At 38.2% G+C, this 25397-nt stretch carries 23 protein-coding genes; 12 read left to right on the forward strand and 11 right to left on the reverse strand.

What is annotated here, in order from left to right:
* Positions 1-399 precede the first annotated feature (399 nt).
* Positions 400-3657: an AsmA-like C-terminal region-containing protein gene (locus QJV27_RS04780; protein WP_281447830.1), complete on the reverse strand. Its 3258-nt coding sequence runs from the start codon at positions 3655-3657 to the stop codon at positions 400-402.
* 61 nt (positions 3658-3718) lie between these two features.
* On the opposite strand from QJV27_RS04780, the gene QJV27_RS04785 reads away from it, so the two are divergent.
* Entirely contained in the window at positions 3719-6781 is a 3063-nt protein-coding gene (locus tag QJV27_RS04785) for a bifunctional [glutamine synthetase] adenylyltransferase/[glutamine synthetase]-adenylyl-L-tyrosine phosphorylase (protein WP_281447831.1), read from the forward strand.
* 56 nt (positions 6782-6837) lie between these two features.
* Complete coding sequence (bcp, locus tag QJV27_RS04790; RefSeq protein ID WP_281447832.1) at positions 6838-7305, forward strand: thioredoxin-dependent thiol peroxidase; 468 nt, start codon at positions 6838-6840, stop codon at positions 7303-7305.
* Positions 7306-7324: 19 nt separating this feature from the next.
* Here bcp and QJV27_RS04795 read toward each other — a convergent pair whose 3' ends face one another.
* From QJV27_RS04795 to QJV27_RS04805, 3 genes are all read right to left on the reverse strand, one after another.
* Positions 7325-8569: a DUF4412 domain-containing protein gene (locus QJV27_RS04795; protein ID WP_281447833.1), complete on the reverse strand. Its 1245-nt coding sequence runs from the start codon at positions 8567-8569 to the stop codon at positions 7325-7327.
* A 78-nt stretch (positions 8570-8647) separates the two neighbouring features.
* Positions 8648-9316 (reverse strand): leucyl/phenylalanyl-tRNA--protein transferase, encoded by a 669-nt coding sequence (aat, locus tag QJV27_RS04800; RefSeq protein ID WP_281447834.1) that lies wholly within the window; start codon positions 9314-9316, stop codon positions 8648-8650.
* 3 nt (positions 9317-9319) lie between these two features.
* Positions 9320-10159, reverse strand: a complete 840-nt coding sequence (locus QJV27_RS04805) for an EcsC family protein (protein ID WP_281447835.1) — start codon at positions 10157-10159, stop codon at positions 9320-9322.
* A gap of 249 nt (positions 10160-10408) precedes the next feature.
* Between QJV27_RS04805 and QJV27_RS04810 the strand changes: the two genes are divergently transcribed.
* Positions 10409-10819 carry a hypothetical protein gene (locus QJV27_RS04810; protein WP_281447836.1) on the forward strand — a complete coding sequence of 137 codons (411 nt, stop codon included), beginning with the start codon at positions 10409-10411 and terminating at the stop codon, positions 10817-10819.
* A gap of 105 nt (positions 10820-10924) precedes the next feature.
* Here the strand turns inward: QJV27_RS04810 and rnhA are convergent, their stop codons facing one another.
* From rnhA to ispH, 3 genes are read right to left on the reverse strand one after another with little or no spacing between them, the layout of a single operon-like run.
* On the reverse strand, positions 10925-11395 hold the full coding sequence (gene rnhA, locus QJV27_RS04815; RefSeq protein ID WP_281447837.1) for a ribonuclease HI: 471 nt from the start codon (positions 11393-11395) through the stop codon (positions 10925-10927).
* Positions 11388-12341, reverse strand: a complete 954-nt coding sequence (locus QJV27_RS04820; RefSeq protein ID WP_281447838.1) for a homoserine kinase — start codon at positions 12339-12341, stop codon at positions 11388-11390. Before QJV27_RS04820 ends, rnhA begins: the two co-directional genes overlap by 8 nt.
* Positions 12342-12362: 21 nt before the next feature.
* Entirely contained in the window at positions 12363-13346 is a 984-nt protein-coding gene (gene ispH, locus QJV27_RS04825; protein WP_281447839.1) for a 4-hydroxy-3-methylbut-2-enyl diphosphate reductase, read from the reverse strand.
* Between the two features lie 178 nt (positions 13347-13524).
* On the opposite strand from ispH, the gene QJV27_RS04830 reads away from it, so the two are divergent.
* Positions 13525-14142 carry a hypothetical protein gene (locus QJV27_RS04830; protein WP_281447840.1) on the forward strand — a complete coding sequence of 206 codons (618 nt, stop codon included), beginning with the start codon at positions 13525-13527 and terminating at the stop codon, positions 14140-14142.
* A 215-nt stretch (positions 14143-14357) separates the two neighbouring features.
* Here QJV27_RS04830 and QJV27_RS04835 read toward each other — a convergent pair whose 3' ends face one another.
* Entirely contained in the window at positions 14358-15872 is a 1515-nt protein-coding gene (locus QJV27_RS04835; RefSeq protein WP_281447841.1) for an acetyl-CoA hydrolase/transferase family protein, read from the reverse strand.
* 127 nt (positions 15873-15999) lie between these two features.
* Here QJV27_RS04835 and QJV27_RS04840 point away from each other — a divergent pair, with 127 nt between their 5' ends.
* The 4 genes from QJV27_RS04840 (at position 16000) to QJV27_RS04855 (ending at position 19071) form a co-directional block, all read left to right on the forward strand.
* On the forward strand, positions 16000-16728 hold the full coding sequence (locus QJV27_RS04840; RefSeq protein ID WP_281447842.1) for a metallophosphoesterase: 729 nt from the start codon (positions 16000-16002) through the stop codon (positions 16726-16728).
* A gap of 71 nt (positions 16729-16799) precedes the next feature.
* Entirely contained in the window at positions 16800-17117 is a 318-nt protein-coding gene (locus QJV27_RS04845) for a chorismate mutase (protein WP_281447843.1), read from the forward strand.
* A complete protein-coding gene (locus QJV27_RS04850) occupies positions 17117-17626 on the forward strand; it encodes a SixA phosphatase family protein (RefSeq protein ID WP_281447844.1) in 510 nt (169 codons plus the stop codon). Before QJV27_RS04845 ends, QJV27_RS04850 begins: the two co-directional genes overlap by 1 nt.
* Positions 17627-17739: 113 nt before the next feature.
* A complete protein-coding gene (locus tag QJV27_RS04855) occupies positions 17740-19071 on the forward strand; it encodes a citrate synthase (protein WP_281447845.1) in 1332 nt (443 codons plus the stop codon).
* A gap of 40 nt (positions 19072-19111) precedes the next feature.
* Here QJV27_RS04855 and QJV27_RS04860 read toward each other — a convergent pair whose 3' ends face one another.
* Entirely contained in the window at positions 19112-19372 is a 261-nt protein-coding gene (locus QJV27_RS04860) for a hypothetical protein (protein ID WP_281447846.1), read from the reverse strand.
* A 201-nt stretch (positions 19373-19573) separates the two neighbouring features.
* On the opposite strand from QJV27_RS04860, the gene QJV27_RS04865 reads away from it, so the two are divergent.
* Positions 19574-20335 carry an orotate phosphoribosyltransferase gene (locus QJV27_RS04865; protein ID WP_281447847.1) on the forward strand — a complete coding sequence of 254 codons (762 nt, stop codon included), beginning with the start codon at positions 19574-19576 and terminating at the stop codon, positions 20333-20335.
* 19 nt (positions 20336-20354) lie between these two features.
* Positions 20355-21176, forward strand: a complete 822-nt coding sequence (murI, locus tag QJV27_RS04870; RefSeq protein WP_281447848.1) for a glutamate racemase — start codon at positions 20355-20357, stop codon at positions 21174-21176.
* Here the strand turns inward: murI and QJV27_RS04875 are convergent.
* Complete coding sequence (locus QJV27_RS04875; RefSeq protein WP_408869615.1) at positions 21173-22204, reverse strand: polyprenyl synthetase family protein; 1032 nt, start codon at positions 22202-22204, stop codon at positions 21173-21175. The two genes, murI and QJV27_RS04875, sit on opposite strands and share 4 nt — an antisense overlap.
* Before the next feature lie 165 nt (positions 22205-22369).
* Between QJV27_RS04875 and QJV27_RS04880 the strand changes: the two genes are divergently transcribed.
* Both QJV27_RS04880 and QJV27_RS04885 read left to right on the forward strand, forming a co-directional pair.
* Complete coding sequence (locus QJV27_RS04880) at positions 22370-23167, forward strand: tRNA1(Val) (adenine(37)-N6)-methyltransferase (protein ID WP_281447849.1); 798 nt, start codon at positions 22370-22372, stop codon at positions 23165-23167.
* 234 nt (positions 23168-23401) lie between these two features.
* Positions 23402-24415 carry a ribonucleotide-diphosphate reductase subunit beta gene (locus tag QJV27_RS04885; protein ID WP_281447850.1) on the forward strand — a complete coding sequence of 338 codons (1014 nt, stop codon included), beginning with the start codon at positions 23402-23404 and terminating at the stop codon, positions 24413-24415.
* Positions 24416-24476: 61 nt separating this feature from the next.
* On the opposite strand, the gene QJV27_RS04890 is transcribed toward QJV27_RS04885, so the two are convergent.
* Positions 24477-25316 carry an aldo/keto reductase gene (locus QJV27_RS04890; RefSeq protein ID WP_281447851.1) on the reverse strand — a complete coding sequence of 280 codons (840 nt, stop codon included), beginning with the start codon at positions 25314-25316 and terminating at the stop codon, positions 24477-24479.
* Positions 25317-25397 lie beyond the last annotated feature (81 nt).

Here is a 25397-nt window from a genome sequence, read left to right on the forward strand (position 1 = left end):
ACTATAGAGGGTTTTATAATTTTGTAAGACAATTAGAAATAAGATTAAAAATAATGGTCGAAACCAACATCCAATATTTTTAATGCTTTTATTTTAACGTTAACAAATATCCCTCAAACCAATAATTACCAATCAAGGCGGGATTAAGGCAAAATTTACAATATTGCTAGGACAATAGGAAAATTTTAGTGGCTAATATTTACTGATCTTAATTACTCTATATCCAATATTTGGATCAACATCTGTGCCAATACAAAAATAATATTATTCCCACCGATAATGATTTTTATTGATTTAAACATATACTACGATCAAATACCCATTTGCTTGTGCAGATATGTTCAAAATAGAAAACAATACTTTTCACAAATTTGATAATAAAAATAGCATATTCAAAAGTTAAAATAATTTTCTTAAAGCACCAGGCGTTAAAATTCGAGATGGGTAGATATCAAATTGCGGATCGGAAAAGCGTCCCTTAATGTCAAAAGGTACCGCAATGAAACCTCCCCCTTTTTCAGGGCTTAACCATTTGCCGATACCTGGCAATCTCCCAAAAAGTCGGTTAATTGCGTAAGCAGGAACAATCGTACCTTCTAAATCTAAAGAGGAATGATCAAAGCTAATACCACCTTCTAAAGTTGCTCCTAGTTCTGCGTTATAAACTAAACCATCTATTATTTTTAATCGCCCCTCATCGAAAAAAAGTTTACCTTTCAACTCATCTAGAACAATTTCTTTATTTTTACGGGTTTTAAATAATCCGTAAATAGACGCATCGCTTAGTTTACGCATCGCATAAGGGGCATGTTTTAAAGTGAAATCTTTAATATTAACACTTCCTGTAAAAGGTGCTGATGGATTGGAATCGTTAAATTTTCCTTCAAAAACTGCATCTCCTCCTTCGAACTGCGTTGTTATGCCAAATGTTTGTAGTAATTGACCGAAATCCCTAGCTTCTAAATAAAAATAGCGATACTGATTTTTAGGAAATAAAGAGGCCGTTACTAAAAAAGGTTTACGCATCCCATAAGATAGACGCATCAAGCGTACCCCATTATATTCCATATATGCGGTAACAGCACTTAGGGATTGATTTTGACTATAGTAAATTTCTTGTGCTTGTAAGTTAACGACCCATCTGCGACCTTTAGGACCTAAATAGCGACCTGTTGCAGCAACAGGAACCTGGTATTTTTTACCCTTTTTACTATTTGCTGCTTTTGTTTGATCGTTACCTATATATTTTTTAATAAATGGCACTGCGTCAAGTATCTTTGCCTTAATAGATAATCTGATATCGCCTTTTGATGGGTTATCGATAGCAGCCTTGGTCATAGGAAAATTTAACGTAGCTTGTCCAACAGATCGTCCTATTTTAAAAGATGTGATATTAAGTTGTTGAGGAATATGTTGATATACATTTATATTGGCAACGACCGATAAATCAGTGCCTTTAGCATAAAGATTTTGTATACTGATAAGCTGATTTTTATAAAGAGCAATATCCCCTGCCATAACGCTATATTGACCAATAGGTTTTTGCCAAATCGGCAGTTTAATCTCCGCTTGGGTTAAATCAAATTTCAATTTAACCCAAGAACGTCCATCATATAACTTTTTATAATCTACCAATAATTCTGTCACGCCGCTTAGATCACCCACAGTATCAACACCCATTTTTTTTAAAGTTGCAGGTGTTATTTCCAACTTAGCTTGTGCATTTTCCACCAAACTATTATTTTGTTGATGATAAAAATTTTGTGCATAACTCAATGTTACAGGAAAAACAGAAAAGATTCCTTTTCCTGTTAGTTCTAAATGCTTGGAATCTACATCTATAACCAAGGATGTCTGCTTCAAATCTTTACCCAGAGCAACATCCCCTAAATAAGCATTTTTGATTACATTATGCCCGTGAATTAAGACTTGTTCGATTTTAACTTTCTTTTTTAATGGCAGCTCTACACGCAATTGAGTCGTAACATCCCCTGATGGATTTTTAAAGGGAATAGGATGACGCGATAGTAATCGTAGTCTTGGTTCTGACAATAAAGCCAAAACGTCTTGTAAACGTCCTTGAATAGTAGGGGTAATAATTCCCGTCTCTTGATGGTTATTTAATCCTGTAATCCACATTTCCCCTTGTGGCACTAATAATTTATGGAACTGTTCTGTTGGTTTATTATTGGGATAAACGACTTGATATCCCCCTTGATACATAATTTTTATTCGATCAGTATCTACGAACTCTAACTGTGCCGACATTTTTTGCAAAGGTGGTACAGGACGCAGCCAATGAATCTCAACGTCTTTGGCATTCTGAATACCTCCACTTAGATGAGTCAATTCTAAATGATGCAATCCTGTATGACTGGACAAACCTACATCAATATTAAAGTCACTTGTAATCCCTTTTGTGATGTTCTCTGTAACCCAAGCGTAAGCCCCTTTGGCCACTGTGGCAGGCCAATATTTCTTAATAGTGGCAAAATTCAATGTTGGGCTAAACGCTGAAAAAGAAATATCAACGTCTTTTGTTTGTACAAGACTTGATAATCCAATATCTCCTTTAAATTGAAAGAAAGGACCACTTTTATCGTCATTTAAGGTTTCAGGATCGCGTAATTGCAACACAATTTTTTGAATCTCTGCATGAACTGGCTTATGCAGATCTGGTGGCAACGTTACATGAATGCGCCCTTGCACAGCAGAAGGGTATAAGGCCTGATTATTAACAGCTACTTTACCCCTTCCCATTTTCACATCAAGTAGCACGTCATAAGGGGTGAATATAGATTGATTTTTCTGAATATTAAATCCAATTATCGCTGTCGTTGAAATAGGAAGATCAATATCCTTTAATGAATTTAATGAAGGCATAATTTCAGCAAAATCGGCAGGATTTACTTCGTCCAATTTAATCTGCCATTGCAGTGTTCTGTTTTGCTTTAACGATTGATGCGTTATTAAGGTATTTGGGTCTTGCTGGCTGCTGGCTTGAATATCGACTTTACGACCATTTATATCAAATTGCATCCTTATCTGCCCTATGACAGCCAATGTATGATCAACATAAAAAGGATTTAAATGAATATCAAAATTTTGTAATTTCAAGGTTCTATGATCAATTTCATCAATAAACCGAACATATCCTTGTTGTGCATTGACCTGACGCAAATGCATTAAATTAAAACGAATAGAAGAAGATTTAGAACCATTTCTTTGTTCAGAAAGGTCTAATTGAATTTTCTTATCTGAACCTCGTTTTAAATGTAATTTTACTCCAGAAATATATACAGATAGGGGTTCTATTGTTTTGTGCAATAATGCCTTAGCAGATATGACAACTTGCCCTTGATTCAAGCTATCTTGAACAACACCCTTGGCATCTAATAACTTTAGACCTTCAACGTCAATGTAAAGAGGTGCAGACAACCCTTGCTTTTGCACAGGCCACGTAACAACAAGTTTATCGAACGTCAGTCTTCCTGCTGGATGGGCTTTATCTGCCCCCATAATAATTGGTAAAGGTAACCATCGATGTACAATCGAGGTAATATCGATAGGTTTAGACGTAATATATGTTCCAATAACCAATAAACTCAGTCCAAAAAAACCAATCAACAATCCAAGAACTAATAGAAAGTTTTTCATCCATCGTATAAGATTGTTCTGTTTAATTATCGTCTTTGATTTATGGTTTTTTTCTGGCTGCATGTTGAACAAACTATCAATCACTTTACAATTTAAAAAACAACAGGAAACATACCGTCATATGCCAACATCGTCCCCATCACATACCCCATGGTTTCACAAAAATTGGCCTAAACCAACGGATCAACGTTCTGCTGATATTCTTCTTGAGGATATAAAGAAAATATGGATACAACAAGAAAAAGATCCTTTGGTGTTAAGTCACGATAAGGTCATAGAATTAATCCATGGAATTGGTGGGAACAGTCCCTATTTATCAGATTTAATCCTAAAAGACATCGAATTCTTTGATTTTCTACTGCAACACGGTCCAGACGAAGCATGCAAAACCACTTTTGCACAGCTACACGCTTTTTCTACACAAGAATCACGCCAAGCAACCGCCAGAATATTACGAATTACCAAGCAAAAAATTGCCCTTAGCTGTGCCATTGCGGATATCGGTAATCTTTGGTCTTTACAAGAAATAACCTTAACCCTTAGTAATTTAGCCCAAGCAACCTTAAATCTGGCTGTTAATCACCTTTTATTACAACTGCATCAAAGCAAAAAAATCACCCTACCCCATCCTGAAACACCTGATAAAAACAGCGGTTTTATTGTACTTGGCATGGGAAAATTAGGTGCAAAGGAGCTTAACTATTCTTCTGATATTGATCTGATTATTTTGTATGATCCTGACTTATATCCTGATAATGACGAGTTAAATACGATTTTTGTTCGCATGACCCGACAGCTTGTGACTTTAATGGAAGAACGCGATGAAAACGGATATGTCTTCCGCACAGATTTACGACTGCGTCCTGATCCATCGTCGTCGCCCCTTGCCGTATCATTGCCTGCAGCGATTACTTATTATGAAAGCCTTGGTCAAACATGGGAAAGAACTGCAATGAGCAAAGCCAGACCCATTGCAGGGGATATTGCCGCAGGTTATGCATTTTTAGAAGCTATCCGCCCCTTTATCTGGCGCAGGCATCTAGATTTTACCGTCATTGACGATATTCATGCGATGAAAAATCGTATTGACCAACATAAAAAAATTGGCAAATGTAATCTCTCCCAACTCCCTCCCAATCTTGCCGATGATCTTGCTTTAGAGTGGTTGACTGGCCAAAATATTAAATTAGGACATGGTGGAATTAGAGAAATTGAATTCTGCCCTCAAACAATGCAATTGGTTTGGGGGGGACGTTTTCCTGAATTACAGGACTCTACCACTGTCGGGGGGCTAAAAAAACTCGTTGAAAAAGATCTAATTCCTTCGGCTTCAACCCAAAAATTAATCAACGCTTATGAATTGCTACGTAAAACAGAACACCGCTTGCAAATGCAAAATGACTATCAAACGCACTCCCTTCCTGATAATTTAGAGGAGGTAAAAAAATTCTCAGTCTTTATGGGATATGATAACCCAGAACAATTTGCTCGTGAATTGTTTCCTCTAATGCATCACGTACGTATAACATTTGATGGTCTTTTCGCTGCTCCAGAGCATAAAGAACGATACGTCTTGGATATGCCTACCCACGAATTAAAAGAATATCTTAATAATAAAGGTTTTCCTGATGAAGCTGCAACTATTCTACAATCGTGGAACGGCAGTGGTCCCAGGGCCCTAAGAACAGCAAAAGCAAGAACGATTTTAACCAATGTGTTACCTCAAATTTTAGATGCCTTTGCTAACGAAAGAAACCCTTTACTTATTTTACAGCGATTTGATACTTTGTTGGCACGTCATCGTGCAGGTATACAATTGCTTTCTTTGTTTGAACGAAACCCTGCCTTAATTAAACGGCTTTCATCTATCATAGGAACATCACATTTTATAGCAGAATATATTGCAAATAATCCTTCAGCACTGGATGCTTTATTAGAAGTAAATATTGTTAAAAGCCGCTTTAATTTGCAAAAAACTATTCGTGATTATTTGAAAAATTCTGAATCTTACATTGATGCATTACCAGCATTGCACAGCTTGGTTCACAGTGAAGAATTCAGATTATCAGTTGCACGTATTGAAAATCAACTAGGGTTAAATAAAACCCATATTTTACGTACGGCCATGGCCAATACCATCATGAAGGCATTACTTGATAAAGTTACTAAAGAACATCAACAGAAATACGGTATTGTTCCCGATGGTGGTATTTGTATTGTTGTTTTAGGTAAAGCAGGTTCGTGGGAAATGGCTTCGGGATCTGATCTGGATTTAATGTTAATCTTTGATCACCCCACCGAAACATATGAAAGTGTCTGCACCCCAAACGCAATCCCAGCCCAGCGATCTTTATCGACAAATAATTATTATATCCGTTTAACCCAAACATTTATCACAGCCATTACCAATGCTGGAACAGCTGGCCCATTATACGAGGTTGACATGCGTTTGCGTCCCTCTGGCAGTAAAGGTCCAGTTGCGGTTTCCCTTTCCTCTTTTGAACGATATCACAAAGAAGAAGCATGGACATGGGAACGGATGGCTTTAACGCGCGCACGCGTTATTGGTGGCTCTGTTCAGTTACAAAAACGCGTTATGGCTGCAATTAATCACGCCTTATCAACCCCCCCGCATCAATATAGCAACCAAGCTATCTTACAAGATGTTGCCAACATGAGGGCACGGTTATTACGTGATGCCCCCCCTTCCAGTCCGTGGGACATCAAGCATCTAACAGGTGGGTTGATGGAAGTTGAATTTATTGCCCAAGCCTTACAATTAACTGCTCGCGATGCGGTAGTACGCCATCCTTGCACCCGTATTGCTTTGCGTCGATTGGCAAATCATGGATATTTATCCCCCAAAGAAGCAAAAACTTTAATCAAAGCAGATCACTTTTGGCGCAATACACAAAGTTTACTACGAATCTTTTTTGGAAAACATCCACCACAAGATTTATCAAATGAAGTTACCCCAACCATCATAGAAGTATTATCCAGAGATTTATTAAAAAAATCCAAAAGACATACTGATAACCCTCTACAAACCATACAAGAAAAAGCCCACAAAATTGGTCAACAAGTTCGTAAGATTTTTATTAAAACTGTTGGGCCTTTACCATAAGTTTTGTATGATAAGCTTAATCAGTCTGTATAAATACAACCTTGCAAGGAATAACCATGACTCAATTAACCGAAGGTGCAAAAGCACCCGATTTCAATATGCCTACGCAGTTAAATAATTCAATCTCTCTTGCTTCGTTACAGGGAAAGAAATTTATTCTTTATTTTTATCCAAAAGCCGATACATCAGGATGCACCAAAGAAGCATGTGCCTTTGAAGAGAATTTAGCTGCTTTAAATGATTTAAATATCCCAGTCATTGGGGTTTCCAAAGACCCAGTAAAAAAATTACAAGCCTTTGCCAACAAATACAACCTAACATTCCCCCTAGCCTCTGATGAAGGGGGAAGTGTCACTGAAAATTATGGTGTTTGGGTCGAAAAATCCATGTATGGACGCAAATATATGGGTATTGAACGCACAACCTTTTTAATTGATGAGCAGGGTAAAATTCTTAAAATCTGGCCTAAAGTTAAAGTTACAGGTCACGTTGAAGAGGTTTTACAAGCCGCAAAAACAATATAACCTATAACATTAATCTTTTTTATGGATGTGCTGGTGCCAATTCTTTCAAATTGGTCGGCACATTAAATAATTTAGAATCTTGCGGTGCATACGCTACTTTCAATGCTACCACTAATGGGATGTTATTACGAACAACCCTTAACATAACCCCGTCATCTGTGTAACAAATATCATTGGGGTTTCCCTCGCTATCAACAATTTGCCATTCGTTACAATGTTGCCCTGCAACCGTTGCTTCGCCCACTTTGATATAATCACCAGATGGTTTTTGACCAGGTGCTAAAATGGCATCCCCAGGTGCAGGCATCGTAGTTTTTTTCCTAAGCTCTGGATTTAAAACAACCAATTCACGTTTACGATAATCAGTAATCATATACGTATCAACGCCTTGGGAATCTATACGTTGTTTCCATTCGCCAACCGACCACCGCATCCGTTGATGAAACGGTGGTAACCCAGGCATTGCAGCGGCAATTGCATAAACAACATCCACATCACGTTGTGGGGTGATAAATGGATTTTCATTTGCATTTACCTTAACCCCCTTACTTGGATCAAGAGGTTGTGCCTTTATTGGACTTAAAGGTTGACCATTACTGTTGGGGGTAACCAATGCAGGGACGTCCCCTTTTCGTTCAGGTAACTTGATTTGTTGATAACCAACAGGCACCTGAAAAGTAGATGCGGGTAAAGCATTATAATCGACGGAAATGGCAACCGTTTTTCCCTCTTGACCATCAGCGTCAACGCCCTCTTGCTGTAATAAAACTCCATCTTTTGTAATACAAACGTCAGATTTACCTTTACTGCCGGTAACCTTCCAACGATCACATAAAATCCCAGCAACCCGATCTGATCCTTTTTTCACAAATTTCATATTATCATCTAAAAACAAACCAGATTGCCCAGACTTACTGGGAATGACTGTATATACTTTGGATTTATTGGCAATCACGATGGCCGTTTTTTTTGCTGAATCAACGATCGTCATTCCAATATGATTTGGACCATCAATTCGTAAGGTGTTTCCATTGCCAGAGAAATATATTTTGCGTGTTTGTACTAAGGGTGAATTTTCAGGTTGCACAGCATAAACGACCGTCGCATCCCGCGTTGGCATAAATAAAGGTCGTTGCATTGTATCTTGTGCCATACCATCAAAAGTCACAAAAAAAGATCCAAAAGATCCCAAGGCAGCAATCATCCCCGTCCCAAGCGATATCAAATGATGTTGTTGAATAATTTTTTGCAAAGGTGATGGCATTTCTTTTCCTTAAGATAATAAAATCACAACCGTTATTATGATTTTTCCGACGATAGATCTATATATAATGAACAATTATTACATTTGCCAAGCAGAGGCACGCATTGCTTTGATTTCTTGAAAAATATCGGCTTTCCATTGATTATCCAACCATTGTGCAGATTGGCAGATTGATCTTTTTAAACGATAATCATATTCAATTTCGTCAATTTCATATCCACCGAATTGCGTCAGGTGTGTTGTCATGAATTGTGTATCAAGTAACTGAAAACCACCCAACCGTAACCGAGCAACCAAATGCACCAATGCTATTTTAGAGGCATCCCGTTTACGTGAAAACATACTTTCACCAAAAAAAGCCTGCCCAATGGCTAAACCATACAGACCACCAATTAAATTAATACCGTCCCATACCTCGACTGTATGAGCGTATCCCCGTTCAAATAAATCAGAAAACAATAAACGTATAGGCTGATTAATCCATGTTTCCTCTCTCCCCTTGGCGGGGCAGGCACAACCGTCAATCACTGCCTCAAAATTCGTATCAACTTTGACCTCATACAAATCAGCCAGCACCGTTCTAGCCAATCTTCTGGGAAGGTGAAATTGATCTAAGGGAATAATCCCTCTTTGTTCTGGACGATACCAATATAGTTGCGGATCATCCCTGTCGTCTGCCATAGGGAATATTCCTTCCTTATAGGCATTTAACAAAAGCTCTGAGGTTAATTGTGGTTTGTCTAACATAAATTATACGGCAGAATACTGATTAAAACGCTGCTTACGGATAAATTCTATAGTTTCCTTGGCCAAAGGACCATGATTACGTTCCAAACGACGGGCAATAAAATGCACGCGCGCCAAAGAACGATAATGAGCTAGGAATGCTGCATTTAACGATGCCCCACATAGCGCACTGACCACAGGCATCATTTGTAAACTAAGTTTTTGGGAAAGACTAAGTCCATATTGATAAGAAATATCTGCCATTAGTAAAACCATAGGGCGACCACGCAACATCAAACGTGCAGAAAAGAATCCCAATTCACTTTCATCATGTGCCCGACCAATATTTCCAAATGAACGCAACGCAAAAACTTCTAAACATGCCCGTCTGGTTTCTTCACTATTTAAATCTTCCCCTTCTTCTTGAGCAATACAGGCGATTTCACGCATCAAAGCCAAGGTTGTAAAGCTAATATCAGGCAACATTCCTGTTAACCCAGCAAATCCACCCACAGCCCCCGATGTTACGACCATTGCTTGTACAGCGGTATTACGTATCTTCTTGTATTTTTGGATGTCTTTGAACAAATTTAATTTAGGGTCCATCCCCACAACCGCAACATCAAACGCACATTGAATAGCGTTATCAGCAAGGTTCTGTACCTTTTGTTGAAAATTTGCTGAAATCCCTAGGCTGCGGCCACCTAATTTGACAGCATGACCAACAGCCCCTCCCATAATATCAGCCAAACGTAATAGAACACTTCTTCCAGACTCTAATTTGTCCAAAGCAGCGTTTAATTCCTGAACTTCGTTATCCTTTAAAGCAATTGGCATTATACTGGTATGATTTTCTGTGCTCATTGATCGTGCCTTTTATCTTAACATTTACAGAGTAATGATCTTATTTATATTTAATCATAGTTTATAATATAAAATATGTTTAATTCCATAATTCGTCTTAAATATTTATATATCACCACTAAAATAATTTTTTAAAATATGACATAAAAACCATTTTTTAAAAAAAATCCTGTATACTGGTTCTTTATCATTGATAAACTAGGAAAAACACTTATTTGTTAAGTGACAGTAGGGAAAAGGATTAAAAAAATGAAGATAATAAAAAAAACATTCTCACAAACTTTATTAAGTTTTTCAATTATCATAGGCAGTATGGGCTTAACTTCGGTTGGCATGGCACAAAACTCTCGTCCGGTTCCAGGGCCTGGTATGTCTCAATATCAACCCGTAGAAGATTATACCAGTTCTATGACTGCGACCCAATCTAATACTGTAACCTCTCAGCAAGGTCCAGGTTTACCAGGTTCAACACCAAGCCAATCACCAAACAGACCTTATAATGGTCCCTCTATTACCATCCCTGGAACGGGGATAAGGGCTTATTTCAACGCACCAGTTTCGCCCCCTTACAACGCTGCAGCATCTTATGATACTTATGCTGGTCAACCAGGGGGTAATCGCAGCACAATATTACAACAAAGTGTGGGTGAAGGTTACTGATAAAGTTTGATTTTAATGATCTATAATCTGCTTTATCTCTACTTTGCGAATTAATGCTTTGACGCTCTTGTCAAAGCATCAATATTATAACCGCACGTGTATTCATTAGGAACCGGTAAGTTCTTGCCTAGCTAGCGTTGCTAATTCATCAACGCGTTCATTTTCAGCAACCCCCGCATGCCCCTTAACCCAGTGCCAACAAACATCGTGTTTTTGAGCAGCTTGTTCCAAACGCTGCCATAAATCTACATTGGCTACTGGTTTTTTAGCAGCTGTCCTCCAGCCATTTTTCTTCCATCCAGCCAGCCATTCAGTAATTCCACGTCGCACGTACTCACTATCTGTATAAAGTTCAACATGACATGGTCTGGTTAAGGTTTCCAAAGCCACAGCAGCGGCAGTAAGCTCCATACGATTATTCGTTGTTTCGAGTTCTCCACCTTTTATTTCACGCTCGGAACCACGAAACCGTAACAAAACCCCCCACCCACCAGGCCCTGGATTGGGTGCGCATCCGCCATCTGTCCATATTTCAACAATCTGACCGGACGAAACCTGTGACACGATATTATCCATTAGCAACCAAGTTAAGCGTTTGATGATATCTTAATCGATATAAATAAGGCTTGGGATCTTTAGGAGTGACCAGTGCAGTTGAAGGGGTATGAATCCAATCATGCAACCGTGTTAATAAAAAACGTAATGCCGCCCCCATATTTAAAACTGAAAAATACTTTTTTTCAATTTCAGTTAAAGGACGAATCGTTTCATACCCTGCAATTAATGCCTGCACACAATTTGTTAAACATTGCCCATCTTCTGTAAAACACCATGCATTCAAAGCTATTGCTAAATCGTAGGCAAGTAAATCAGTACACGCAAAGTAAAAATCTATAAAGCCACTTAACTGATTATCTTTGAAAAATACATTATCAGGGAAAATATCTGCATGAATTTGACCTGTTGGTAATTGTTCCTGATCCGTTGGCCATTGAGCAAGAATATCCATTAATACAGGCTTTATCTCTTGCACTAAATCATCATGTCCAAGCCCAGTAATTTTTTCAAGTAATCCTAGCCAAGAGTCTGGCCCAACATTATTTTTACGATATTGTTCAAACCCCTCACCTGCCTTATGCAATTTTGCAATTGCCTTGCCCAAGGCAAAGCAATGATCAGGTGTAATTTCTGAAGTTTCTTTACCTTCTAAGAAGGTAACAATAGCCGCTGGACGACCAGCCAAAACAGTTAATGCATTTCCACGTTTGTCTTGCACTGGTAAAGGACAAGATACTCCATTTTTAACCAAATGACCCATCAAATCCAAATACCAAGGCAATTCTTGTGGATCAACGCGTTTTTCATACAGTGTTAAAATATATTGCCCTGATGTCGTTTTTAACAAAAAGTTGCTATTTTCGACCCCTTGTGCAATTCCCTTGAGCATAACAAGCGTGCCAATATCATAATTTTTCAGACATTGGATCACTTCTTGTTCGCTGACTTGTGTATAAACAGCCATGAGATAAGACCTAGTTCCTTCTTATCCTAAGGGTGCTGGCAAACTGAACGTAACATGTTCTTCTTTAACAATGCGTTCTTCAATATCCAATGTAAATTTTTGAGATAGTGCTTCAATAATCTCTTGAACCAATGTCTCTGGTGCAGAGGCCCCTGCTGTAATCCCCAAAACATTAACACCGTCCAATGCATCCCACTCTAAATTCTCTAATTTAGGAATTAATAAAGCTTTGGGTGCACCAGAACGTTCTGCAACCTCTCGTAAACGCTGTGAATTTGATGAATTAGGCGATCCAATAACCAAAACCAGATCACATTCTGGAGCGATACGTTTAACTGCTTCTTGACGATTCGTCGTAGCGTAACAAATATCTTCGCGTTTTGGCCCCTCTATTTTAGGAAAACGTTCACGTAAAATAGCAACAATTTCAGCAGTGTCATCAACCGATAAGGTTGTTTGTGTAATAAATGCCAAACGATCGGGATTTTCTGGCTGTACTGTTCGGGCTTCGTCAGCATCCTTGATTAATGTTACAGCTCCAACGGGTAATTGCCCCATTGTGCCAACAACTTCAGGATGTCCTGCATGTCCAATCATCAAAATATGACGGGAATTCGCCCCACCATCTGCAAAATGACGTTCGGCCTCTCTGTGTACTTTGGAAACCAAAGGACAAGTTGCATCCAAATATAATAAATTCCGACGTACTGCCTCTAAAGGAACGGTTTTTGGTACCCCATGAGCTGAAAAAACAACATGTGCGTCTTCTGGCACCTCGTCGAGTTCCTCGACAAAGATAGCACCCTTTTTTTCTAAATTTTCAACTACGGTTCGATTATGGACAATCTCGTGACGTACGTATACGGGGGCACCATACCTGCGCAACGCCTCTTCAACCACACGAATGGCACGATCGACCCCTGCACAAAAACCGCGTGGTCCTGCCAACAAGACTTTTAATGCACGAGAATGCTCAATAGAAGCATCAATATTTTGATTAGGCATCGTTTTCCCAAATAACTAATAAAATTCTATATATATACTATATATTTCGACTTGCGCTGGTAAGCAAGAGACCATTAAACAATCGAACTTTAATATAAAGAACATATTTTACATTAAAGCATTTTGTTTTATGGTATGACACTCAGTGATCGTATAACACTATATTGGCAGGAAAGTTATGATTCTTTCAAACGCTCTTCATAAACAGACAATTAAATTATTATCTATCTCACTTGGTTCTAGCTTTTTCTTGTGGGGATGTGCAGAACAAGTAACCTATGACTTTCCCCCCGCCTGCCCAAAAGTTTCTGTTGTTCCTACAGCTTCAGATTATTACGAATTTGCAGATCAAAAGGCAGATATCTCTCATCTTGTGACCAGGGCCAGTATCTTAGGAGTCGAAGGAAGTTGTATTGATGATCCTAAAAATGCCAGTAAAGAAGAGAAAAAAAACAAAAAGAAACATTTTCAAGACAAAATCGATACAACGCTTAGTGTAACCATGCAAGTTCAACGCGGCCCAGCAGCCCAAGAGCGACACTATCGTATCCCCTATTTTATCGCAACTTTCCGCAATGGTGCGATTGTCGAGAAAAAAAATCTGATCGCCACCGTCGATTTTCCTGACAATATTGATCAAACCAGAATAAAGTCAGATAAAATCTTATTTAAAATCCCTGCAACGCCTGCAAGAACCCCTGATGGATACGAGTTAATGGTTGGCTTTCAGCTAACCCCTGAACAATTATCTTTTAACCGTAATCATTTTAGATCTGTTCAATATACAACTTATTAAGCTCTTTATTTGAATACAACTTATTAAGCTCTTTATTTGACCAACCGTTGCAAACTGTTTAAGGAAAATTAAACAGTTTCAAAGAGTAAATTGCTCGAAAGAATTGTGTAATTATCAATTAAATATTTAATAGATAATAAGTATCTTTCATATAAATTGCATGTTCTATCGATTGATATTTCACGAATATTAATCGATAGAACGGTATACAGTTATTATTTCGGCAACATCGTTCCTGTAGAAACAAATTTTTCATGCCATGATAGTGCCTCTCTTAAAAAGTGAGGGGTTTGCATCGGCGTATTTTTTAACCCTAATTTATAATATTCCGTTAAAAGAGGTTTATAAGTGGGATGCGCACAATTCTCAATAATAACCTTGGCTCGACATCTTGGGGATAGACCGCGTAAATCAGCTAGCCCTTGCTCGGTTACGATAACTTGCACATCTTGTGAAATATGATCAACCCTAGGAACCATGGGCACAATAGATGAAATATTCCCATCTTTAGCCAATGAAGGGGTCATAAATATAGATACATACGCATTACGCGTAAAATCACCAGAACCACCAATACCATTCATCATTCGTGATCCCATAATATGCGTTGAATTAACGTTCCCAAAAATATCAGCCTCAATAGCACCATTCATGGCAATACATCCAATACGGCGAATAACTTCGGGATGGTTACTAATCTCCTGAGGTCTTAAAATAATTTTTTGACGGAATTTTTGAATATTATCATTAAAATATTGTGCTTTTTCTGGACTTAACGAAAACGAAGTTGCCGAAGCAATACGCATTTTTCCCGTTTCCAACATACTAAGCATACCATCTTGTATAACTTCGGTATAAGCACTTAGATTTTCAAAGTGTCCCTGACTAAGGGCTTCCATCACTGCGTTAGCAACGTTCCCAATGCCGGACTGCAGTGGTAACAACTGCTGGGGCATTTTACCCTTTTTAATTTCATAATTAAAAAATTCCATTAAATGCCCAGCAATCGCACGGGCATTACCATCTGATGGGGAAAAAGGCGCATTGCGATCTGGGGCATTTGTTTCAACAATAGCCACCACTTTATCAAGATCCACCGTCATATAAGGGTTACCAATACGATCATGTGGATTAACAATAGGAACTATTTTCTGCGGGAAAGTTGGGGATACTTCCCAAATATCGTGCATCCCTTCTAATTCAGCCCGTTGCCAATGATTAACCTCTAAAATAACTTTTTTGGCACTATTTAACCATAATTGATTATTACCCACCGCTGTTGATGCAACCAAAGTACCATCAGCACGAATGCTGGATAATTCAATAATCGCTACATCCATATCACCCAACGCACCGCTGCGATATAAAGGAGCAACATAACTTAAATGCATATCTAAATAATTGGTATCACCGTCATTAATACGTTTACGCATCTTGGGATCTGTATTAAACGGGGTACGATAAGAAACACCATTAACTTCAGCCAAGACACCGTCAAGTTCAGGACCTGTAGATGCCCCTGTTAATAACTTTATTTTAAATTCTTTTCCCTGTTCATGGGCCTGTTTGATACGCGCTGCTAGTGCTCCTGGCACTATTTTGGGATATCCTGATCCTGTAAAACCGCTAGTTCCTATAATATCACCAGGATTGATCCATTGTGCGGCTTCTTCAGCACTGCAAACTTTACGTTGTAATCCTAAATGATGAATGCGTTTATCGTTACTCATAATATGCCCTCTTCAATTTTATATAATTTATATAGCCAACAGACCTCTTATAACCAGTCAAAAAAGCGATATATTCCAACAAAAAAAAGTGAACATTAGATAAATCACTTTTTTTGTAATTATATAGATGCAAAATCGATGCTTTATTGTTAAATTGACGGTTATGTCTGTTTTACCGTCCTCTTACCCTAAATCTATACGTATAATTGGTGATGTACATGGTGATATCCATGCCTTTCGTCATGCGATTAATACAAACCACTTTATTATTCAACTTGGCGATTTAGTAGATTACGGACCAGACAGTGGTAATGTCATGGCATTGATGATTAAAATTCAAGAAGAAAAAAGAGGCCTGTTTTTAATTGGTAATCATGATCGTAAATTAGGATTATTTTTAAAAGGATACAGAGTACGCCGTGACAGCGCCCTTAACACGACTATTGATCAAATCAAAAGTCATCCAGATAAAGAACTCCCTAACAAAATCTTGCAAGCATTAGAACAAGCACCTGCATGGTTAATCCTCAACAAACTCATCTTTGTCCATGGTGGGTTTCATACGAGAATGTTAACCGAACCCTCTCCAAAACCATTAACCCCCATTACTTCTTTATTATCTCGTGCATTATATGGCGAAACAACCAACAAAATGTATCATGATGGCTATCCTGTTCGTAAATTAAATTGGATTAATCATATCCCCGCTGGGTATACACTTTATTGTGGTCATGACTGTCGATCAACAGATGGTCGTCCTTGGGTTCGCAAAGGATATGGTGGTGGGGTCGCTGTATTTATGGATACGGGTGCCAGCAAAGGGGGACATCTGTCTTGGGTTGATATTTCGCTATAAATATTTCTATTAAACTATCATTATAAATTCGTTATATCTATATTGTCATCTTTATTTAAAGGAATCGTGCTATGACCTCATCTTTTACCCCAGAAGAAGCATTAGAACAGCTTAAAAAATTAAGATTAAGTATTGACAATATTGACAATGCATTAATCCATATTTTAGCAGAACGGTTTCGTTTAACTCAAAGTGTTGGCGAACTTAAGGCAACCTACCATATGCCAGCAGCGGACCATCAAAGAGAAGCACAACAAATTATGCGTCTGCGTGAAATGGCAAAATCTGCCCATCTAAACCCTGATTTTGCAGAAAAATTCTTAAATTTCATTATTAAAGAAGTAATTCAGCACCATAAAGCTATAGCAGAGCAAAAAGAAAAACAATAATGCCTTCTCCTACTCCATTAACCCTTTTCTTATTAAGACATGGCCAAGCAAACAAACAGGGAACTACGGATTTCGAACGATCTCTAACCCCGCACGGACAGCAGCAAGCCATCAGTCAAGGAAAGCTTTTAAAAAACATTGCATCTAAAATAGATGTTATTTTATGTAGTGCAGCATCACGCACGCAGGAAACATTACAATTTTTGAATTTAAATACCGTTTCATCTCGTGTGACAGTATCAAAAGACTTATATCTGGCCGATACCCAAACGTTATTGAAATATACGCATCATGTTGAACAAGGCGACACTGTTCTAATTATAGGCCATAATCCCGGGTTACATCAATTTGCCTATGATTTACTTGCCCCAACGACAAAAAACAATGACGCACAACATTTACTGTCAATATCTTTCCCAACATGTGCTTTGGCTAAAATAGAATTTTCATGCCAATATTGGTTTGAAATTGATTTTTACAAAGGTCGACTTTCTGAGTATCATTCATAAAAACCTTAATCCCTCTCATAGACGTGAAAAGCGATAATTTCAGTTTTGCTATATTATTCTTGCGAGTAAAGTCTATACTTTTATTTTAAACAATTTATTTAAGGAGTACGTGTATGACACAATCAACAACAAACACTCCATCCTTCCCCCCCCCACAAGACGAAGGATCCGTAACCATCAGCTATAAGGGCACAACAGCGACCCTGCCCGTTTTATCTGGAACCAATGGTAGTAGCGTTATCGATATTCGTAATTTACAAAAAGATATGGGGCTTTTTACCTTCGATCCAGGACTGGGGACCACAGCATCGTGCGAAAGTAAAATTACATTTATTGATGGGGACAAAGGAGTTCTCCTTTACAGAGGATATCCCATTACACAACTTGCAGAGCAATCAACTTTTCCAGAAGTTGCTTATCTTTTGTTGTACGGTAATTTACCTACACGTCACGAATATAATGAGTTTGTTACACGTCTAGAGGAAAAATCCTTACTCCATGAACAAATCCGCAATTTCTTTAATGGATTTCGTCGTGATGCACATCCTATGGCTATTCTTTGTGGCACGGTTGCTGGTCTTTCAGGCTTCTATCCAGAGGGAACTGATACCTCAAACGAAACAAGCCGTGATATTTCAGCTATTCACTTAATTGCCAAACTGCCTACTTTGGCGGCATGGGCTTATAAATACTCTCGTGGCGAACCTTTCGTTTATCCTAGAGCGGATTACTCTTATTCAGAGAATTTTTTGAATATGTTGTTTGCTCGTCCCGACACCCCTTATAAAATTAATCCCATCTACAGCCGAGCCTTAGATCGTATTTTAATTTTACACGCAGATCATGAACAAAACGCATCTACATCAACTGTCAGACTGACTGGTTCAACAGGGGCACATCCTTTTGCTTGCATTGCTGCTGGTATTGCATCATTGTGGGGACCAGCCCATGGTGGGGCAAATGAAGCAGTTCTTAAAATGCTACATTCCATCGGTCGAAAAGAAAATATTCCTGATTTTATTGCAAAGGTTAAGGATAAAAACAGTGACGTTCGCTTGATGGGATTTGGTCATCGCGTTTACAAAAATTTTGACCCACGTGCAAAAATTATGAAAAAAACATGCGATGAAGTATTACAAGAGCTAGGGATTGAAAATGATCCCTTACTTGAACTTGCGGTGGAATTGGAAAAGTATGCACTAGAAGACGAATATTTCGTGCAACGTAAATTATATCCTAACGTTGATTTTTATTCTGGCATTATTTTTAAAGCAATGGGTATTCCAGAAAGTATGTTCACTGCCCTCTTCGCCGTTGCAAGAACAGTAGGTTGGGTCAGCCAGTGGAAAGAAGCTTTCAACGATCCTTTGCGCAGAATATATCGTCCGCGTCAGCTATATACTGGACCAGAAGAGAGGGATTTGAAAAGTTCAAAACAGTGGTAATGTAATCAATTACTTAATAACAAAAGGGTATCAAAACAGCTTAATGTTTCAGATTACCCTTTTCGTCGCAATCGCATCCACGCGTTTTTTGGTGATTATTTTGATAAATGTGATGATCAATCCATTCTGAAACCAGCAATCTTGCCTCATTAATAGAGGCTTCTGGATGGTAGATTCGATATAAATTCGTACAACTTTGAAAAATTCGTATCTCACTTACACCAGCAGACTTTAACTCTTGGTATGCTGTAATTACGGAACGTTCACAACGCCTTTGAATGTTTTTTTGTTGAATAACCACACGCCTATCCTAACCTACTTGTTTTATAACAATGAGAATAAGAAGCAAAAGCTAAAGAGTAAAGAGCAGTTATAACGTAAATATAACATTTTGTATTGGCTTTTGACATTTTAGACACGATAACTGCTGCTTTTTTTTGTAAAAAGGTATATAAAAGCTTTACTTATTGTAAAACGTCTTGATTACAGAGCAAAAAAAATAATGTCTCAAACAACTATTCCTTCATCTAGAAAACAACCACGTTCCCCACGTGTCACAGAATGGGATCGTGACGCAGCCCTTATTACAGCAAGATTACTTTTGGAAATTAAGGCTGTGAACTATCGCCCAGAAGATCCCTATCTTCTGACTGCGGGATGGCGATCCCCTGTCTATATCGATTGTCGAAAAATCATATTTTATCCCAGAGCTAGGGCAAAAATTATTGAATTAGGCGTTGAAAAAATTTGTCGTCACGTCGGATATGAATCTTTTGATGCTGTTGTCGGTGGCGAAACTGCGGGTATTCCCTTTGCTGCGTGGTTTGCTGATCGTATGATGACCCCCATGGCTTATGTTCGTAAGAAGCCAAAGGGATTTGGACGAAATGCGCAGATTGAGGGGGATGTTCCTGAAAATATGCGAACCCTATTGGTTGAAGATTTAACCACAGACGGAATGTCTAAGGTTGGCTTTGCCAAAGCACTTCGTGACGCTGGCGCCATTGTGAATCATGCTTTTGTTGTTTTCTTTTATGGTGTATTTTCTAGCACCTATCAAACCTTAAGTGAAATGGGGATTACCTTACATTCACTTTGTACTTGGTGGGATATTTTGGAAGTAAGCTCCGAATACCCTTATTTTTCCAATGGAGATACGTCCGAAATTCGCCGTTTTCTTGAAGATCCTTGTGCGTGGTCAGCAAAACACGGTGGGGTCAGTAATGAAAAAGAAGCCCTAGCCTATAAGCAATCTCGCCTTTAATCAAAGCAATATACATTAAATGCCATATCATATTCTTGCATTTGATTCAGGGATCGGGGGTTTAGGCATCGTTCAAAACCTCCGTCAACAATTAATGGTGACGTCTGTCAAACCATCAATCGATTACCTGGCCGATAATTTAATCTTTCCCTATGGGGAACAACCTGATGATTATTTAATTCAACGTATTGTTACCTTAATGGGTCATGCGATTGAAAAATTACAACCTGATTTAATTATTATTGCATGTAATACTGCCAGCACCATTGCCCTACAAGCTTTGCGCCAGCACTATCCCAAAGTTCCATTTGTTGGCTGCGTACCCCCCATTCGTTGGGCAGCACGTATTAGTCAAAGCAAACATATCGGCCTATTGGCAACACGAGCCACGGTAAAACGGCCATATCTTTACGAATTAAAACAGCAATTTGCGTCTGATTGCGAACTTATTGCTTATGGGTCCCCCCATTTAGCCAAAATCGCAGAGGCTGTATTTCGGCAAGAGCCTTTTGAAATTGCGCAAATACAACAAGAACTGGATACATTGTTGCAAATGCCCAATGCCCATAAAATTGATACTGTTTGTTTGGGATGTACACACTATACATTTGTATTGGATATTTTACGCAAACTTTCGCCTTCACATATTGAATGGTTAGATCCAGCAACCGCTGTTGCAAAACATAGCATTGATTTACTTCTACAAAACGAGGTTCCAATTACGTCTCATGAAGTTAGAAATAACCATTTTTATTGCACAGCATTACCCAAAGAAGATGAAAGGCTTTTAAAGCAAATTACTTCTCTAGGTTATGATAAACTTTGTCATTTTCCTTTTTAAAAATGACGATTTACCGTATATTTGGCAATATCTTGGAATAAATTACGTAATTCACTTTCTGGGAAGTGAGCCAATGCATCGCATGCTTTATTAGCAAAAACCATTGCTTCTTGTAATGTTGCCTCAATCGCGTGATGTTTACGAATTAACGAAAAAGCATGCAGCAAATCTTCTTCGTTTTGCTCACCTTTTTCAATGACACGTTCCCAGAATTTTTTTTCTTCGGCATCTGCTTTTTCATAAGCTATCAATACGGGATAGGTAATTTTACCTTCGCGAAAATCATCCCCAACCGTTTTGCCCAACTTTTCTTGATCAGCCGAATAATCCAATGCATCATCAACCAATTGAAATGCCATGCCTAGATTAGTTCCATACACGTCCAAGGCCTCTTCATCCTGAGACTTACATTCAGCAGCAAGAGCCCCAACTCTGCAAGATGCTGCAAATAATGCCGCAGTTTTACCGTACACGACTTCAAAATAACGAGAGACAGAAGTCGATAAATCATTTTGCATCGTCATTTGCAAAATCTCACCCTCTGCAATCGTTGCAGAGGCCTGAGAGACAATTCGCATAACCTTTAAAGATCCATCTTCAGTCATTAATTGAAATGCACGGGCAAATAAAAAGTCCCCAACCAAAACAGAAGCCGAATTTCCAAATATTGCATTGGCACTGTCTGTCCCGCGTCGTAACATACTTTCGTCGATAACATCATCATGTAATAATGTAGCTGTATGTAAGAATTCGATACATGCGGCTAGTCGAACATGACGGGGTTGAAGATCATTACTGTCTTGTTCGTATCCACATAAATGTGCAGAAGCCAAAGTTAACAAAGGCCGCAAACGCTTACCGCCAGCAACAATTAAATGTGCAGCCAGCTGTGAAACTAAATCCACAGAACTTTTCATTTTATCCATAATGACGTGATTACACATGGCCATGTCTGCGGCCAGATAATCTAATAACTTTTGTAAAGGTTCTTCTTTATCCATGGAAACAGGCTTCTTACTCTCAACCATTTATTGAATTGGCTCTTTAATTCCAGACGACTATGTGTAACACTTAACACATCCCTTCTAAAACATAAGGCAAAATAATGGAACATATTTATCATTAACACTTCATCTGCAGTTAAGCTAGAATACATTTTACTTTGTTCAAAACATTATTTTGGTCCATGATTTATGCAATTGCTACCTTCGTCCTTTCTTATACACCATAAATCAAAAAATACATCGGATGGAACTTTACTGGAAGGAAAGATTTTCTATCGACAATATCAAGAAGGGTACAGAACTGCCCTAGAACCAATATTAATGGCCGCATCTATCCCCGCTAAGTCGGGCCAAACTGTCATTGAAGGGGGCTGTGGTGCTGGTGCTGGATTAATGTGTTTAAATCATCGCGTTCCTGAAATTACTGGAATCGGTTTTGAAAAACATCCTGAAATGATTACCTTGGCCAATGAAAATTTTATGCTTAATAAGATGCCTAATCTCAAGGCTATAGAGGTCACCTTACCAAAACTGCCAAAACGTCCATTTTCTTTTTTACCAAAAGGACAAGAACATGTAGACCATGTCTTTGCAAATCCGCCATGGCATCCCCATAATACTTGCCGCTCTCCTAATTCTAAAAAAGATCTAGCCAAAAGACTGCCAAAAGGATTTCTTGCAGAGTGGATATACGCCCTTACTAGACCTTTACGACAAGGAGGCACTTTGACATTAGCTTTATCTGCATCTCTTTATGCCGAGGCTAGTGCAACCATGCATCATTATAAATTAGGATCTATCATCTTATTTCCCTTATGGCCTAAAATTAATCGTCCCCCACGAATCATTTTGTTACAAGGACGTATGGGTTCTACAGGGGGCGGTCATATCTCGCCAGGGTTAATTTTACATAATGATAGTGGGGATTTTACAACTGAAGCAAATCATGTTTTAAGAGAAGGCAAGGCACTGCCATTACTGCCATAATTCTAAACTTATATCTTATTTTCATCTTATGTAAAACATGCCAAAAAATAATCATAAAACAATATATGGTATATTTACTTTTATTTGACCACCATATATATAATAAATTATCTAAACTAAGAAAATAATCTATCATACTATATATGGCAATTTGCTTTATATATTAATTTGTTTTTCTCTTTGTTCAATATTAAATCTATGGCAAAGTTAAGGACGAATTTGCAAAGGAGACGCATGTTGAGTACTGACAAGCAAAATAACGAAAATCATTATGATCTAATGACCTACAACCCTGTTTATAAACCTTTTCATTACCCATGGGCTTATGATGCTTGGTTAACTCAACAACGTCTTCACTGGATCCCCGAAGAAGTTCCTTTGGCCGAAGATGTAAAAGATTGGCATAAAAAATTAAATACTGCAGAGCAAAATTTAATTACACAGATCTTTCGTTTCTTTACGCAATCTGATGTAGAGGTCAATAATGCCTATATGAAATATTATAGTCAGGTCTTTAAACCCATTGAGGTTTTAATGATGCTGTCTGCTTTTTCAAATATTGAAACCATTCATATCGCTGCTTACAGCTATCTACTTGATACGATCGGTATGCCAGAAATCGAATATTCAGCGTTCTTGAATTATAAAGCAATGAAAGATAAATACGATTATATGCAGAATTTTTCTGTTGATAATCCTTATGAAATTGCTAAGACAATGGCTGTATTTGGGGCTTTTACCGAAGGGTTACAACTATTTGCCTCTTTTGCGATTTTGATGAATTTTCCTCGCTTTAATAAATTAAAAGGAATGGGACAAATCATTTCATGGTCAGTAAGAGATGAAACCTTGCATTGTTTATCCATTATCAAATTATTTCGTACCTTTATTCAAGAAAATCCATCCTTATGGACCCCTGAATTCCAACAAGAACTACGAGAAATTTGTGCCACGATTGTTGAGCATGAAGATGCTTTTATCGACCTGGCCTTTGAAATGGGGGATGTCGAAGGCCTAACTTCACAAATGGTAAAAGATTATATTCGCTTTATTGCTAATCGACGTTTAACACAATTAGGCCTAGATAATCTATATCCTATCGACAGCAATCCCCTACCTTGGATGGACGAAATGCTAAATGCTGTGGAACATACCAACTTCTTTGAAAATCGTTCTACTGAATATAGCCGTGCGGCAACGCAAGGAACATGGGAAGATGCTTTTGAAGATATGATTTTAGACGCATAATCCTATCAAATAAAAAGAGGTTATTGTATAACCTCTTTTCACAGCATCTTATCTAGAAGAACTAAAATTCTTCATATTTAGCTGGGTCTTGTCCTTTTAAACGACCGTCTGGCTTATCCAAAGCACTAATCTTATCCATATCTGCCTGAGCCAACTGGAAATCAAACAAAGCAAGGTTTTCCTTTTGTCTGGCTTCTGATGTTGCTTTTGGAATAGGTAAAGCCCCTAATTGCACGTGCCAGCGCAAAATGATTTGTGCGATGGATTTATGATATTGATCTGCAATCTCTTGAATTATTGGGTTTTGCAACATATTATTTGCTCTGCCAATAGGACTCCAAGATTGCGTTACAATACCAAGCTTTCGATTGTAAGCACGTTGCGTTGCCTGAGAAAAATAAGGGTGCAGCTCGATTTGATTTATACAAGGGGTAACCCCTGTTTCTTTGATAATATGATCCAAATGCTCTGGTAAAAAATTACATACCCCGATTGATTTAACCATGCCTCTTTTTCGAGCTTCGATCAGGGCCTGCCAGGCTTCAACATAATGACCCGTAATCGGATTGGGCCAATGTATTAGATAAAAATCATAATAATCTAGCTGAGCACGATATAAAGATTCCTCAACGGTAACCAGTGCTTGATCATATTGATGGCGGCGACCTGGCAATTTCGAAGTTATTTGTATCTTGTCCCTTGGCAGACCACATTGGCGTATAGCCTGTCCCACTGCACCTTCATTTTCATAATTGAAAGCAGAATCCAAGAAGTGATATCCATTGTGAATTGCTTTGACTATATTACTGGCACCTTCCCTGCCATTTAATTTGTAAGTACCAAAACCTACTGCTGGAACGGATACCCCATCATTTAAAGTTATCTGTGGAATAGTTGTCATTCGATATCCCTCTTACTTAAATTGTATTATAATGCTCTTTAGTATCTTATAAGAAAAAACAACGAATGTAAAAAAACCTCT

The organism is Commensalibacter oyaizuii, assembly GCF_029953265.1.
In the GTDB taxonomy this organism is placed as follows: domain Bacteria; phylum Pseudomonadota; class Alphaproteobacteria; order Acetobacterales; family Acetobacteraceae; genus Commensalibacter; species Commensalibacter oyaizuii.